Below are 16,376 nucleotides of genomic sequence, written 5' to 3'. Positions count from 1 at the left end.
ATGGGAAAGTATTTATAGCTTTCACGATTAAAAATTTCAACAAAATTATTTTTCTTCATTTTCTACTGTGTTAAATATTCAGCAATTTTCATTTGTAAGTTATAATTACAAGCTCCAGAAACAAATCCAAATTGTCCAACAGGATTAACCTCCAGAAAAACGTATTTATCCTTTGTCTTCACTATATCCAATGATCCACAATTCAAATCCAACTCTTTCATTAGACTGCAAATCTTTTCTTCCAAATCAGCAGGTAACTGATAGGGTACCCTTCTATTCATATTTTCTCTGTTATACTTTCTAAAATCGACACTGGTACGACTATTTTGCTGGGAAAACATAGCCATTGAATAAATTTTACCGTCTAAATAAAACGACCTGATCTCATAAACTTTCTCCAATTTCTCCTGAAAGTGCGCAATAAAAAAATACTCCGGTAGCTGATTAATAAAATTCAGATCGATCTTTTCCGTGTATGTTGCATATGTTGAATATGTTTCTTTTATATCACATATCATTATATCATGCATCTTTGTAATAATCTCATCGTTACATTCGTGGAAAAAATTAATTAGTTTCAATTTGCTATTAGTTAAAATTGACCTTGGTATATCAATGCCTAAATCTTTTGCGATTCTTAAAGCTTCAAATTTATTAACCTCATACTTAAGAGCAGTTCCTAATACTTTTTCAGATTTATACTTGCTTTTTAAATCATAAGCATTAATATTTTCAAGTTCTTTATTTGTAGAATGTAACAATCTTGTTTCTAAATCTCTGTTATCAATCTTTTTCAACAGTAGGTTTTCAGAAATTTTCCGAACAGGGAATGGCCTCCTACCAGGTCTTCTATACCAAATTGCCTGTACATTAATACGTTCACTTAAATCAATAAAGTAATCTTCATTATCAGGTACTTCAAAATAATCAGTATTAATTCTTTTTATTTCACCTTTATATAAATATGAAATCCAATCAATTACCTGATTGGTTGTGATATCATTATCTTCAGTATAAATAACTATCATTTTTTAACAATTATATTATTTGAAGAATCTACAATTTTTAAATAATCATCTATAGGATCCAACTCCATTTTCTCTCTCCTTGAATTCAAATGTATAGAATCAATTAAATTTTCCACATAAGCCCTGCCATTATTTTTGAACGATAATTGTGTACCATAAATCTGTTTTCTATTATTTAACAGCTCTACTCTATCAATCAGATATGCCAGTTGCCTTTTTTTAGCATTACCATTTTTTACAGCTACTTTCATAATGGGCAAATATTTTTCCATCGTTTCAACGTCATGCGCATGCTGAATTGTTACAAAAAGTGCAAGGTTGGCATCTTTACCAACTTCATTTTCACCTAACCATCCCAAACTATCGATAATTTTCGTAACGATTTTAATGTTTTTTCTATCTAATGAATCTTGTTTGATGTGATCATAAATAGGATCCCGAAACTTCTGGTCATCCACCAAAACTTCTTCCAGTATTTTTTTTACCTCGTTATACTCCTTTTCTTTTTTACAAGAAAAACAACAAAGAAATAACATTAACAAAATTTTACATTTTGTAATCCTTAATTTATTCAAACGAAACATAATACTGTTTTTAATTGAGATTGAAGATTCTTCGAGTATTAAAAAAGGACAGAAAAATTCTATCCTTTTTAGTAAATCTATATTACTTATTTTTAAATAGTCCCATCATAATATTTATCTGGTGGTGTAATCGTATTATCGTGGTTACCACCTGAAGTTACACCAGTTGTAATATCGGAACCAGCAGTTGTTACCAGCTTACCTCCCAAAACTCTGTCAAGTTTATTTCTTTCTATTCTACTTGATTGAAACTTGATCATTAGCTCATCTTTTTTTTGATTCTTTTTCATGATAAAAATTTTTGATTGTTTTTTGTTATTATTAACATATCGAATTTAGAAAAACAATTTTACAATTAGAATCAATTTAACAATATTTAACGTTTTTAAATCACTAACAAAATCATATCTAAATGAAAATAAAAACAAATAAGGGTGTTTTTTATTGTAAATATTAATCGATAATTATTTATTAATTACAAAAACAACAATTACACTATCTAATATTTTGAATTTAATAACAAAAAATTCTTGTAAACACTATTTGGGTTACTATAATAATTACCAAACAAAGTTTACAAAAACAAAAAACCGTTATAAATATTGTATTTATAACGGTTTAAATTTATCTTAATTGATACTAATCAATCATTATTTCACTTCTTCGAAGTCTGCATCCTGTACATCTTCACCTCCTGCATTGTTAGCCCCTGCATTTTGCTGAGCTCCTGCATCAGCACCCGGCTGTTGACCTGCTGCATATAATTCTTCAGAAGCTGCCATCCATGCTGCATCTAATGCTTCAGTTTTAGCTTTTACATCATCAGCATTTTTAGCTTCGAAAGCAGTTTTCAATTCAGCTGCTGCACTTTCGATGGCTGCTTTTTTGTCAGCAGAAAGTTTCTCACCGAATTCTTTCAGTTGTTTTTCAGTCTGGAAGATTAATCCGTCAGCTTTGTTGAAGATCTCAACTTCTTCTTTTCTCTTAGCATCTGCTGCAGAGTTTTCCTGAGCTTCTTTTTTCATTCTTTCGATTTCTTCGTCAGAAAGACCTGAAGAAGCCTGGATTTTGATAGACTGCTCTTTACCTGTTCCTTTATCTTTAGCAGATACACTTAGGATACCGTTTGCATCAATATCGAATGTTACTTCAATCTGAGGAACTCCTCTTGGTGCAGGTGGGATATCAGTAAGATCGAATCTACCGATTTCTTTGTTATCGTTGAACATTGATCTTTCTCCCTGTCCTACTCTGATGCTTACAGCCGGCTGGTTGTCAGAAGCTGTAGAGAATACTTCAGATTTTTTAGTTGGGATCGTAGTGTTCGCTTCAATTAATTTAGTGAATACAGAACCCATTGTTTCAATACCTAAAGAAAGTGGGGTAACGTCAAGAAGTAATACGTCTTTTACATCACCTGTCAATACACCTCCCTGGATAGCTGCACCAATAGCTACAACCTCATCAGGGTTTACTCCTTTAGATGGTTTTTTACCGAAGAATTTTTCTACTTCTTCCTGGATAATCGGGATTCTTGTAGAACCACCTACCAGGATTACTTCGTCGATATCAGAAGTTGATAAACCAGCATCTTTTAATGCCTTAGCAACAGGCTCCATAGATCTTCTTACAAGATCAGCAGATAATTGCTCGAATTTAGCTTTAGTTAAAGTCTTCACTAAGTGTTTAGGACCTGTAGCAGTAGCTGTGATATATGGCAAGTTGATCTCAGTCTGTGGAGAAGAAGATAATTCGATTTTTGCTTTTTCAGCAGCTTCTTTCAATCTTTGAAGAGCGATTGCATCAGCTTTTAAGTCTACTCCTTCTTCAGATTTAAACTCATCAGCCATCCAGTTGATGATCACATCATCAAAGTCATCACCTCCTAAGTGAGTATCACCGTTTGTAGACAATACTTCGAATACACCGTCTCCTAAATCAAGGATAGAGATATCGAAAGTACCACCTCCAAGGTCATATACAGCGATCTTTTGATCTTTATGGTTTTTATCAAGACCATAAGCTAATGCTGCAGCTGTAGGCTCGTTGATAATTCTTTCTACTTTAAGACCTGCAATTTCACCGGCTTCTTTAGTAGCCTGTCTCTGTGCATCATTGAAGTATGCAGGAACAGTGATTACCGCTCTTGTTACTTCCTGACCAAGATAATCTTCAGCAGTTTTCTTCATTTTCTGAAGCGTCATTGCAGAAATTTCCTGTGGAGTATATTCTCTATCGTCAATTTTTACTTTTACTGTATCGTTTGGTCCGGCAACTACTTTATAAGGTACTCTTGTGATTTCAGAAGCATCATCTTTAAAGTGTGTTCCGATAAATCTTTTGATAGAGTAAACAGTTTTTGTTGGATTCGTTACAGCTTGTCTTTTTGCAGGATCACCTACTTTTCTTTCACCATCTTCTGTAAATGCTACGATAGAAGGAGTTGTTCTTTTACCTTCTGCGTTAGGGATAACAACAGGGTCTTTACCTTCCATTACAGCAACACAAGAGTTGGTTGTTCCTAAGTCAATTCCAATTATTTTACTCATAATATTTTATATTTTTTCTATTTTTAATTTAATTTACACTCTCAATTTCTCAATATCTGTACCATTCAAAAAATTATGACAAAATGACACAATAAAAATAAAAACCCCGATTAACTCGGGGTTTAAATAAAAATTATAAGGCATTTTTTCTTATAAATCATGTTAATTCCTGGTTTTAATTACCATGATGCTGAATAATGATTTTTTCCGGTGCCTGTATTATTATAAATACTGACTCTGTAGAGTTTTGTTCCGGCATAGGTCTCATTATTTCTCATATAAAGCCTGTTTTCTTTCAGTGTACCGAAATATTTATTATATCCATAGCTCGATTTCATATTCCATTCTCCTTTTTTCTGATAAATAAATACGATGATCTCTCCGTTATCCTGAATATAGTAAAATCCTCTGCTTCCGTTATAGTTCGGATTAAGGTTTAAACTTCCTTTCAGGTTGGTAAATACATTCAGGTTTCCGTTTTTATAAAAGTAAAGGTATTCTTTGGTATCATAGGTCCATTTATTTTTTTCGTCGGGAATACTATAGTCTTTATTTCCTTTTGTAAGGTACTCCAATTCATAAAGACGGTCTTCTGAAAAAAAATTCCGGGTTATCTGTTCCTTCTTTTTTATCTTCTCGAAGCTTAGAGGAACTCTGGTAACACCATCATCAAGCAGTCTACCGGGTGCATTCTGCCCAAACGCCCAACTCATAAGAAAGATCCCTATACTTTTAAAAATTACCATAATGAAAAAGGATTAATTGTCTGATACTGCATATAATTGGTATATCCGCCGCTAAGCATTTTAAAGCCAGGCTGTCTGGTATCTATTAAAAAGTTATCCATATCATGGGCCCAGCGATCCTGAATAGCATGTCTGAACCAATCGGAGTCCTGACCCATACGCATAGCTCCCACATTCATATATACAGCTCCCATTCTATACTGAGGGCCTTCTTCTTTCACGAAGTTGTGTGGATAAAATTCTCCATTATCGCCATATACCCCTTGTCCTATCTTCTCATCGTCTCCGCTATAATCACTTCTGTATCCGGTAAACAAATTAAATCCGATTCCGAACTGCTTATATCCCAAATGAGCAGAAGCTGTACGATAGCTGTCATTTCCATCACCAAGATAAGGAAAACCTTTCTTTATAGAAAATGGCATCCCATCATTTTCATATCTGAAACTAAAATCTCCGTGTCTTATCATTAATCCTCCTATTCTCTGATCAAATCCACCACCTCTGAAAGTTGTAGAATAAATAGACAATCCAAGTCTTCCATTATCATATCCAATACCTCCGGAGTATCTTTTTTCCCAGAATGAAGCTCCGCTACCTGCTGCCTCAGACTGATTGGCAATGCTGAAACCTGCAGAAATATTCCAGTTCCCTTTTTTATAAGACATATTAAAATTAAGTCCAAGACTGCTGCTGTTGCCCAAAGCTATACTCGGGGATATTCCTATACTGAATCCACCGCCCAGATTGACATTAAAACTCGGCATAAAAGATCCCATAAAGCCTGCCAGTGCAAAGCCTCCCAGCGTGCCGACCGGTATTGCATAGGGTGCAATAGCTCCCATAACTGCCCCGGTAAATGCACCTCCTAAAATAGACATTCCAAATTTGCCCCAGCTCCAATCACCTGTCTGTATGGCCTGCCCTATATAACTTGCAGCACCGGTAACGGCTCCAATAATGGCACCGGCAAGAACTGCCAGCCAGAATATCTCACCACTGGGATCGGTATACATCAAAGGATTATTCAGCACATATCCATATCTGTTATAATTTTGCGTATTAAAAGGATCCTGTATAAAATTATCTACAGACAGGAAGGTATGCAGTTTAGGATCATACATTCTGCCATTCATATGAATAAGACCAACCTGGAAGAAATGCTCATGAGCAGTATATCCACGCTCAATCAGCAGGTCAGGATTCGCTTTTTTAAGATCTATTTTTATTCCGTTTTGTTCAAGATATACCAGATTTCCCCATGGGTCAAACTGTCTTCTCTCTTCAATTTTTCCTGATCTGTCTGAAATTGCCATAATGGTTCCCTGGTAATCCCTGTGAAGATAATGCAGGCCTCTACTTATTGATTCATCGTTAGGATCGAAATCTTCGATATAGGCAGCCGGAGCAGAATAAGGGTCACCTGCGATATAAGTCACAATCCTTGTCCGTACAAAAAGCGGAGGAGTTTTCCCGATAAAAGAGTTTTCAATAATTTCTACTGAAGTGTTATCCGAGTAGATCTTATGTCTCATATAGTATGCGAAATTAACATTGTAATTATAATCCGAAGATGCTCTTGTCTGATGGATGTTATACCCAAATTTCGCCATTTCATTCCCGTCCTGCGTGATAGTGACCGGATTTTTAAATGCATTATAGGATATCATCTGAAGCTGATTTACTTTATAATATGCATCCCCCACAGCATTTAGATTAATTTCTGTTTTTCTATATCTGTTGGTATCTGCATATTTATAATCTCCTACAGTACTGTTGTTATCAATTCTTCCAAACGAATCATAGGTCTGAGACTGGGCTCCGTTAGGATTGGTCCATGAAACCAGTCTTTGTAAGGCGTCATATTCAAAAACCTCATTCCAGCCATTGGGTATAGCCAAATTTTTCCGGCTTTTTAGCAATCCTGTATTTCCTACGAAGCTGTATTCGTTTTCCAGGATAAGTCCTGAAGTGCTGTTCTTATGTCTTATCTTTTCGATAAAATAATTATTGTCATAGGTGTTGTTGATATCCGTCCCATTTCCGAAATATGCTGAGATCACCTGCCCTTTTTCATTTACACTTCCTAATTTCCATATTGCGTCACCGTTACCGTCGTTGATGGCTACCAGTATACCACAGGAAGCATAAACATTTTCAATAACAAAAATACTGGAAAGATTACCGAAAATTGTTTCCTTGGTTTCTTTATTGATTCTTCCCAAAGCATCATAAGTATAATGATTTCTGAAGATTGCCGAGCCATTATTTTCTTCACGTTCTGCGACTCTGTAAAAATTATCATACTTGTAGGTGTAAGAGTTGTTTACTCCATCAGATGTTCCTGTTTCTGAAGCAAGAAGCCCCTGGGCATTATAATTATAAGTAATCTTGATATCTGTGTTGGCACCGGAAACTTCTTTCTTGGCCGTTCTTCCATACTGATCATAAACAAACGTTGTTTTGCCTTTAGGATTTTCTTCTTTCAAAAGCTGCCCTAAGCCATCGTAAACATAGATATAATCACCTCCTACAGAAGGATCAGACATTTTTGTTTTCTGTCCCCATCCGTCCTGTTCTACATTGATAACATGCCCTGCATAATTTGTAGATTTCAGGCCTCCGTTGGCATAGTAAGTATAATTTATTACCCCGCCATTATCTGACATTTTAATCTTATTTCCCCACTCATCCTTAGTAATGGTTTGTGTTCTCTGACCTTCTACTACAGTTGCAGATAATCCGTTATAAGAAGTGGTGATAATTTTTCCGGTCGGGAATATGTTCTTGACAGGCCTTCCGTACAGGTCATATTCCGTAACAGTCCATTTGCTTGGAGAAACCGTGGAGAAGTAAGGTTCACTTACTTTGTAAGCTCTGTCTAAAACATCATATTCTGTTCTTTTTTCTATCCATTTACTGTTTATAGAAAGCCCTCTTTCAAGACGTTTCCTGCCCCAGTTATCCACTAATGTCTCTTTGGTTGCTCCTGAAGCGTCAACGATTCTTGATCTGATCCCATTTATAAAATCTCCTGAAGTAATCCACTCATAGAAATACTCGGTAATATTATTATAAATGTCTTTTTCCTGCGCTTTTCTCTGCCAGGTATCATATACAAACGATACGGTCTGATTCAGGTGATTGGTCTTGGACAGTAAGGTTCCCAAATTAGATTCATAGGATAACAAAGATGAGTTTCCTAAAACATCTGTGGTTTTAATGACAAATCTTCCGGAAGGATCATACTGTGTCTTCTCTACTCTTGAAACTATGCCGGGAGCAGAAAGGGTTTTCTGGGTATTATTACCAAACTGGTCATATTCCAGATCTTCGGTAATATAATCTGTATTATTTCCTTTTTTTCTGGTTTGTGTAACAAGTCCGTTGGTATAGGTAAAAAGCATTTCTTTAGAGAAAACATCTGTTCCCAAAGTCTGTGTTTCGGCTTTTTTCACAGGTCTTCCTATATAATACTGAGAACCGGTTCCCGTAGGGTTGTCTTCATAGTCAATCAGGTTTATTTTTTCACCACCATTGGCTACGATTCTTGTTTTTTTAGGATTATTGTAAGCATCGTAAATGTCTACATACTGATTGGTCGTAACCCCTGTCAGGTTATCAATTTGCTGTATCTGCGACTGTAAATTGACAAAAACCTTATTAGGCAACAGCGACGTGGCATACGTGTTAATTGTTTTTGAAACAAAAGAACCTGGAGAATTGAAGTCTGGTGTTTCGCTCATATAGCTCTCTTTAACAGCTCCTCTTTTCTGCGGGTCCTGTAGAGAAACTGCCCATAAAGGCTGAGTTACAGTACCCCCATACACGGAAGATTTGGCAATTCCATTAAATCCTATAAAGCCAAGACCCTGTAAATTCATTACAGCACCTTTATATCTGTACTCCTGTATTTTGGTTTCTCCGTTAAAGCTTTTCTCAATTTTTCTTACCAGCTTCATAGACGGAGCTATATTCAGATTGATATAAGGATATAACTCGGAAGAATCTCCGGTATAGGTTCCTGAACTGCTTCCATTATCTATTGCGGTATCATAGGTAATTTCCGTTACCAGATCATTTGTTTTGATTCTTTTCAAAGTAACATCTATACGGTTATCTTTTTTGAACGAAACATATTTGATCTTATCCCCACCAAAAAAAGCATAATCTAAGTTCTGATTGGCAATATTAGGATTGTTTAAAAATATCGGTGTTCCTTTATTGATTGCTCCTCCATAGGTAAAATTATTCTGCCAGCCATCTATATAGGCTGAAAAAGTAGGCATACCATTGACATTGCTTCCCATATTGTACTTCACCCCTCCTTTATCTCTGATGCTGTAATTATCTCCATAAGCGAGATAAGCACCATTCGCGTTGGGTCCTGCTTCCGGCACATTATGCGGAGTCAGGATATCGTGATAGAACAAATCTGCTTTTGCATCTCCGTTGATGTCTGTAAAAGTATAGTAAGTCTGCTGAAGCATATATCCGCAGATATTACCGCCTGACGGGGCCGGATAACAGGAGTTGACTACCTGAGGCTTAAAATAATTGGTTCCTATATCCCTTACATTACCCATAAATGTCTCTCCGGAATTGATTATAAAATACCAGTTCGTAGTTGCATTTTCTATAGGAGTTACCATATCAGTTTTACCATCTCCGTTAAAATCAGCAAGATAACACGGATATTCATTTTTGATAAGACCACTGGAAAAAGTTGCTTTTTGAACAAAGGCTCCGTTTTTCATTCCATATACATAGAGTTGGCCGGGATTGATAATATATAAATCCGCTACACCATCTCCTTCAAAATCTGCTACGTAAATTCTGGAATCTGATTTTACAACATAATTATACCCCAAAGTAGCCGGTGTCTGTGCACTGGAATTGTTAGGATCCAGCTTCAGTAAAAAAACCTGAGAGATATCAATCGTTGTATTTTGTGTACAGCAATCCGGCGGAGGTCTGTTGGCATCCGTACTTTGTTTTGCAGGACCACAGTAATAGGTCTGGGAAACGGAATAAGGACGAACCACAGCCAGAATATCAGATATTCCGTCACCATCAAAATCTCCGGTGAGATAAGTCTTGGGAATTCTGGAATTGTAGGTTGTGCTTCCGTTAATCACAATACATCTTTCATTCACAGCGGTCGGAAACCTGTAAGAATTTGTAAATACCAGATCAAGTGAATTGGCATTGCTGCTCGAAGTATAGTTGTTTATTTTTATAATCTCTTCGTCCGTAACAGGTGTCGTAGTGTCACCGATTATGGTAGTTATTGCATCCAGATTATAAAATTTATTATTAGGCAGCACTAATTTTGTTGAAAAAATATTTGTGAATTTTTCTACATTAATCAGGGTGCCCGCTACATTGGAACTGGAATTGGTAAGCTGGCTGGAGTTGAATCTGTAAAGCTGATCCCTGGAATTGGGATAAGTCATAAAGTCTATCGAACTGTCATTATCAAAATACCCTGAAGTATACTGCCAGTTGTTTCTGTCATAAGCCGGAGAAACGCTCGTTATTGTTTTCGAATTATTGGTAATTCCGTTATCTGTAGTGTCATATTCTAAAATAACCGGTTTAATACTTTCATTACTCCCGTTATACTCCTGAACAGCTACGAGTCTTTCGTAATTTAAAGAAGTTACATTATAGGTGAGCTGGTATTTTCTGAAAAGCTGTCCGTTGCCCGTTACCTCTACCCGGTCCAGTTTTCTGTGTGAATAAATATCCCGGGAACCAAAAATATAAGCCTGGTCTGTTCTTGCAGCATCTTTATAGTAAAACTTTATTTTATTGGGACTGTCATTAGGGCTAATGGCCGCATTATTCCCATATTCTATCGTCTGAACATAGATATAATTGTTGAAACTGTCGTAGGTAAAGCGAATCCTGTTCTGTTGAGCATCTTCGATATAATTGATTTTCCATTCAAAGCTGTTCATTCCCAAGAAGCCACTTGGTCCACCGTATTTGGCGGTTTTACCATCCGGATAGTATACCATAAAATACTCCGGTCCATTGGCTACATTACCATGTGAAACTATTTTAATATTGGAATATGTTTCCGTTTGATACTCTGCTCCGTCTGCTCCATAAGTTCCGGATTTTAAGAGCAGCCTTTGCCCGTCAAACGCAAACCTGTCCTTATCATTATAGTCTACCCCATCAATGATCCCGTCATGAAACTTTGTTGATGGTATTCTTGTAATAGATGATATACCTGCGATATTCCACCCCCATCCTGCAAGACCGTTTCCGCTCTGACTGGAGTAAGCTAAGGAAATCCCCGGTACCATATCTTTGATTCCGGGAAGATTGGCAATAGGTATTGTATAATTGGCAGCTCCTGATGAAGAAACAGACAAATCACCAGGCGTCTGACCTACAGATTGTCCGTTGAATAACCCTGATATAAAAAGCAAGGTTATTAGAAAGTAGATTCTGATTCTCATGTTGTGTGATATTGGTTATTGTTTCAAGATCTTGTAAGTAAGTTTTTCTCCACCGTTCAGATGAAAAATCACAACGTACATCCCTATCGGATGTTCTGAAAGATCCAATAAGATCTTATTCTCTCTCCTATCGAAAGGAAGCTCCCTGTACTGGGTGAAATTATAGGCAACAAATTCCACTTTTTGAATCATCTTGCCCAATTCATCGGACCAGACCAGATTTACTTTACCCTTGGTAGGATTTGGATAAATTTTAACCTGGTATTCCCCGGGAGGAAACTCTTTTTCAATGATCCGCTGCTCAGTCATTGCATTCTTAAGAGCAACACACATTGCACAATATTTCCTTACAATCTGATTTCCGCCACTTTCATATTCAAAGGTGAGCGTCTGTGACTTTATCCCTCCTATTGAAACCAATAAGAAAAGAAGTAATGATAAAAATTTTCCCATAAGTCCTGTTTAGATTATTAGTATATACAAAAATCCAGAAAACAAATCAGCTGCGAAAGGATAATACATCCTGGAATGCAAGATCATATAAGATTAATTATCTAAAAAATAACCATTATTTGTTTTTTTTAGATATTTTTGATAATAAAACACTAATTCACATGAAAAATTATCAGAAAAACCTCTTTGATCTGTTATTAAAAGAATCCGGAGGAAAAAAGAATCTGGTAGATGTAATGATTGATAAGCTGGCGCTTTCTAATGACACTGCTTACAGGAGAATCAGCGGAAAGAGTCATATTACTTTAAACGAGGGAATTTCCCTGGCCTCCCATTTTGGAATATCTCTGGACCTCATCCATTCTTCCCATCAGAATAATGTTGTTTTAAACAAAACCCATGATATCTACAATATTGATGACCTGGAAACGTATTTCGAATCATCTATCCGGAATCTTCAGAAAGTAAAAAATAAACCGGATGTTGAATTTATTTATGCTGCCAAGGATATTCCTCTTTTTTATTTCATGAGGTTTGAAAATCTTAGAAAATTTAAAATCTATGCATGGCTGAAACTTATGGATGTAGCTTTTTTCTCACAAAGAATAAACTTTGAAAATTTTGAAATCCCGGAAAACATTACCCGGAAAGCCATTCTGTTGTCTGAAGCGTATAATGATGTCAGCTCTACTGAGATTTGGAGTAATGTTACCATTTATACCCTTCTTGAACAGATTATTTATTTTCGCCAGCTCGAACTGATTACAACTGACAGTGCTTTAAAAATTTGTAAAGAGATCGAAGAAATGCTAAACCTGATCGAAGAAAGGATAATCGGTGAACAAAAAACACCTTTCAAACTATATCAAAATGACCTTCTCATCATGAATAACAGTGTTTTTATCAGATTTTCAGATCAGAAAATGCTGTTTTTACCTTACAATATCCTGAGTTACTACTACACACTGGATGAAAGGGTTTGCGGAAACTATGAAAAAAGTCTTGAATTGATTCTCAAAAACTCCGAATTACTTTCTACCAATAATAAAGCCCGATATATTTTTTTCAACAAAATGTATAAAAAAATTGAAGAAATAAAGAAATTATCGCAGAACTATGATCAATGATAAGCTTACTCTCCATTGCAAAGAATACTGTTCAGAGGGGTTAAAATTAATCAAAGTTTAACCTAAAAAATACGGTAAAATCTATCCGAATTATTATTTTTGATAAAATATACACATTCAGAATGTCATTACACTTTAATCCACGAGATATTACATGGCTTGCCTTTAATGAAAGGGTTTTACAGGAAGCCATGGACGAAAAAGTTCCTTTACATTTAAGAATACGTTTCCTCGGAATCTTCTCCAACAATCTGGATGAATTCTTCAGGGTGCGTGTTGCCGGATTAAAGCGTGCCATGGATTTTAAAGAAAAAGTGATTGCCGAGTCTTTTTACCAGCCACCTTCCAAGATTCTTCAGAGGATCAATGAAGTGGTTATGAGGCAACAGCAAAACTTCGACAAAACCTGGAAAAAGATCCAGACAGAAATGGCTGACCATAAGGTTTTTATCAAGAACTCGAAAAACCTTACCGCAAAGCAGAAAGAATTTGTAAGACAATATTTCGATGAAGTGGTGGAATCTAATGTCATTCCTATCCTTCTTCATGAAAATACTCCGATGCCTTACCTCAGAGATAAGAGTCTTTATCTTGGTGTCGCTATGAGAAAAAAAGACTGGCAATATTCCAGCAATTATGCCATCATTGAAATTCCATCCCGGTTTGTAGGAAGGTTCGTATTGCTGCCTACAGAAGATCCGGAAGAGAAAAATGTAATGCTGCTGGAAGATGTGATCACTTTTAACCTTCCGCATATTTTCTCGTATTTCGGATATGATGAGTTTGCGGCCAATGCGTTTAAAGTAACCAAAGATGCTGAGCTTGATCTGGATAATGATATCAGGACCAACTTCGCAGAAAAAATAGAAAAAGGACTTAAAAACAGAAGAAAAGGGAAACCGACACGTTTTGTTTTTGATAAAGATATGGACAAGGCTCTGCTGGAACTTCTTATCAGAAAACTGAATCTGACCAAAAAAGACAGCATTATCCCGGGAGGAAAAATTCATAATTTCAAACACTTTATGGATTTTCCGGACGTCTTTGAGACCTATGAAAGACCTGTAGAAAGAACTTCATTTACCCATCAGGCTTTTGAACATGGGGAAAGAGTGACTGATGTGATTCTGAAAGAGGATGTACTTCTTACCTTCCCTTACCATAAGTACAATCCGGTGATTGACCTTCTTCGTGAAGCGGCTATGGATCCGGATGTAAAATCGATACAGATTACAGCTTACCGTCTGGCAAGCAACTCTAAAATCAGCAACGCTCTGATCTACGCAGCAAGAAATGGTAAAGAAGTGACCGTTATGCTGGAGCTTCAGGCCAGGTTTGATGAAGAATCCAATCTAGAATGGAAAGATATGCTGGAACCGGAAGGAATCACCGTTCTGATTGGAATTCCCAACAAAAAAGTACATGCCAAATTGTGTGTTATCAAAAAAAGATCTCACAACAAAACCATTCAATACGGATTTGTAAGCACCGGAAACTTCAACGAAAAAACAGCCCGCATCTATGGAGACCATTTGCTGATGACTTCTGACCGGGGCATCATGGCAGACATTAATAAGGTATTCAATGTGCTGAAGAAACCCAAAGATGACTTTCTCCCGGTTTTGAAAACATGTAAAAATTTATTAGTTTGCCCTCAGTTTATGCGTGAAAAGATTTTTCATCACATCGACAAGGAAATTGAAGAAGCCAAAGCAGGAAGAAAAGCCGAAGTCATTGTAAAAGTAAACTCTTTAAGTGACAGACTGCTGATTGAAAAATTATATGATGCAGCCAAAGCAGGGGTTATCATAAGACTGATCGTAAGAGGAATCTATTGTGCCGTTAACCAGAAGGAATTTAAAGAGAAAATTAAGGCCATCAGTATTGTAGACGAATATCTGGAACATGCCAGAGTCATGTATTTCTACAACAAAGGAGCAGAAGATATGTATATTTCTTCCGCTGACTGGATGACCAGAAACCTTGATTACAGAATAGAAGCCGCAGCCAAGATCACAGACAAAAATCTTAAAAAAGAATTGAAAGATATCCTGGACATTCAGCTCAGAGATAACGTTAAAGCAAGAATCTTAGACAAAAGGCTAAGCAATGAATATGTAAGAAATGATAAAAAAGAATGCCGATCACAAATAGAAACCTATAAATATTTGAAAGCTAAAACGAATAAGAAATGAAAATAGCAGCGATAGACATAGGAAGTAATGCAGCCCGACTTCTTATCAATGAAGTAAAGATCAACAACAGAAAGCCTGAATTCATCAAACTTAACCTTCTCAGAATTCCTTTGAGACTGGGAATGGATGTATTCACCATCGGAAAAATAGGCCCGGAAAGAGAAAAAATGGTCATAGATTCTATGAAGATCTTCAGTGACCTGATGAAAATCTATAAAGTAGACCATTACAGAGCCTGTGCCACCAGTGCCATGCGTGATGCTGCCAATGGAAACGAGATCATCAGCCAGGTGAAAGAAAGTTCCGGAATCAATATTGAAATCATCTCAGGAGACGAAGAGGCAACCCTGATCTATGAAAACCATGTAGCCGAAGGTCTGGACAAGGAATTCGCTTACCTGTATATTGATGTGGGAGGAGGTTCCACAGAGCTTACTTTCTATGAAAACGGTAAAATGGTATACGAAAGATCCTTCAATATCGGAACGATCCGCCTTCTGAACAATCTGGTGACAATAGACAACTGGAAAGAAATGAAAGAGGAGATCAGAAAAAATATCAACAGCAAAAAACCAATCGTAGCCATCGGTTCCGGAGGAAATATCAACAAGGTATTCTCCATGAGCAAGACAAAAGACGGTAAACCTATGTCTTTATCCCATCTCAAAAAGGTTTATAAGGAATTCAATGAACTTTCTGTAGAGGAAAGAATGACAAAATACAGCCTCAGAGAAGACAGGGCCGATGTTTTGGTTCATGCCCTGAATATTTTTAATAATATCATGTCATGGTCGGATATCAACCGTATCTTTGTTCCGAAAATCTCAGTAGCAGACGGTTTGATCCAGAATATCTACAGTCAGTTACAGCACAAAAAATAGCTGTATACAACAATATAATAAAACCGGTTCATCATTGAGCCGGTTTTTTTTCGGGAGCAATTTCCCGCTTTCCGTCATTGCGAGCACAGCGAAGCAATCTCATCATCGCTACAAAAAGAAATAATTCACCCAGAATATCATATTTTTCAGGTTTTGGCTAAAGCAAATGGAATATTTTAAATTAAAATGGCCGGGCTAAAGCCCGCCCCTATTGATATTGATATCCTGATGATATACAAAGCTAAGAGTTGTTTAATGACAAGATCTTTTATCTTTTATCTTTTATCTTTTATCTTTTATCTTTTATCTTTTATCTTTTATCTTTTATCTTTTATCTTTT

General features: G+C 36.3%; 10 protein-coding genes. 3 read left to right on the top strand and 7 right to left on the bottom strand.

Annotated features, from left to right (window positions below):
* Window positions 1-62: 62 nt before the first annotated feature.
* From gwsG to ACTJJF_RS10730, 7 genes are all read right to left on the bottom strand, one after another.
* Window positions 63-1,028 carry a grasp-with-spasm system ATP-grasp peptide maturase gene (gene gwsG, locus ACTJJF_RS10760; protein WP_312302181.1) on the bottom strand — a complete coding sequence of 322 codons (966 nt, stop codon included), beginning with the start codon at window positions 1,026-1,028 and terminating at the stop codon, window positions 63-65.
* Window positions 1,025-1,612 (bottom strand): DUF6624 domain-containing protein, encoded by a 588-nt coding sequence (locus ACTJJF_RS10755; RefSeq protein WP_440699652.1) that lies wholly within the window; start codon window positions 1,610-1,612, stop codon window positions 1,025-1,027. The genes gwsG and ACTJJF_RS10755 overlap by 4 nt, the downstream gene beginning before the upstream one ends.
* Before the next feature lie 92 nt (window positions 1,613-1,704).
* Entirely contained in the window at window positions 1,705-1,902 is a 198-nt protein-coding gene (locus ACTJJF_RS10750) for a hypothetical protein (RefSeq protein ID WP_312302184.1), read from the bottom strand.
* A 360-nt stretch (window positions 1,903-2,262) separates the two neighbouring features.
* Window positions 2,263-4,161 (bottom strand): molecular chaperone DnaK, encoded by a 1,899-nt coding sequence (gene dnaK / locus ACTJJF_RS10745; protein ID WP_312302282.1) that lies wholly within the window; start codon window positions 4,159-4,161, stop codon window positions 2,263-2,265.
* 179 nt (window positions 4,162-4,340) lie between these two features.
* Window positions 4,341-4,907, bottom strand: coding sequence for a hypothetical protein (locus ACTJJF_RS10740; protein WP_440699651.1), 567 nt, complete (start codon window positions 4,905-4,907; stop codon window positions 4,341-4,343).
* A complete protein-coding gene (locus tag ACTJJF_RS10735; RefSeq protein WP_440699650.1) occupies window positions 4,901-11,380 on the bottom strand; it encodes a polymorphic toxin type 23 domain-containing protein in 6,480 nt (2,159 codons plus the stop codon). Before ACTJJF_RS10735 ends, ACTJJF_RS10740 begins: the two co-directional genes overlap by 7 nt.
* Window positions 11,381-11,395: 15 nt before the next feature.
* Entirely contained in the window at window positions 11,396-11,833 is a 438-nt protein-coding gene (locus ACTJJF_RS10730) for a hypothetical protein (RefSeq protein ID WP_312302287.1), read from the bottom strand.
* 161 nt (window positions 11,834-11,994) lie between these two features.
* On the opposite strand from ACTJJF_RS10730, the gene ACTJJF_RS10725 reads away from it, so the two are divergent.
* From ACTJJF_RS10725 to ACTJJF_RS10715, 3 genes are all read left to right on the top strand, one after another.
* Window positions 11,995-12,960: a hypothetical protein gene (locus tag ACTJJF_RS10725; protein ID WP_440699649.1), complete on the top strand. Its 966-nt coding sequence runs from the start codon at window positions 11,995-11,997 to the stop codon at window positions 12,958-12,960.
* Between the two features lie 122 nt (window positions 12,961-13,082).
* Window positions 13,083-15,155 carry a polyphosphate kinase 1 gene (ppk1, locus tag ACTJJF_RS10720; RefSeq protein ID WP_440699648.1) on the top strand — a complete coding sequence of 691 codons (2,073 nt, stop codon included), beginning with the start codon at window positions 13,083-13,085 and terminating at the stop codon, window positions 15,153-15,155.
* Window positions 15,152-16,036, top strand: a complete 885-nt coding sequence (locus tag ACTJJF_RS10715) for a Ppx/GppA phosphatase family protein (protein ID WP_312302294.1) — start codon at window positions 15,152-15,154, stop codon at window positions 16,034-16,036. Before ppk1 ends, ACTJJF_RS10715 begins: the two co-directional genes overlap by 4 nt.
* Window positions 16,037-16,376 lie beyond the last annotated feature (340 nt).

The organism is Chryseobacterium sp. 22458 (genome assembly GCF_052044975.1).
Taxonomy (GTDB): Bacteria; Bacteroidota; Bacteroidia; order Flavobacteriales; family Weeksellaceae; genus Chryseobacterium.
The sequence above is the reverse complement of the archived record's forward strand: the minus strand, read 5'-3'. Positions and strand labels throughout refer to the sequence as shown.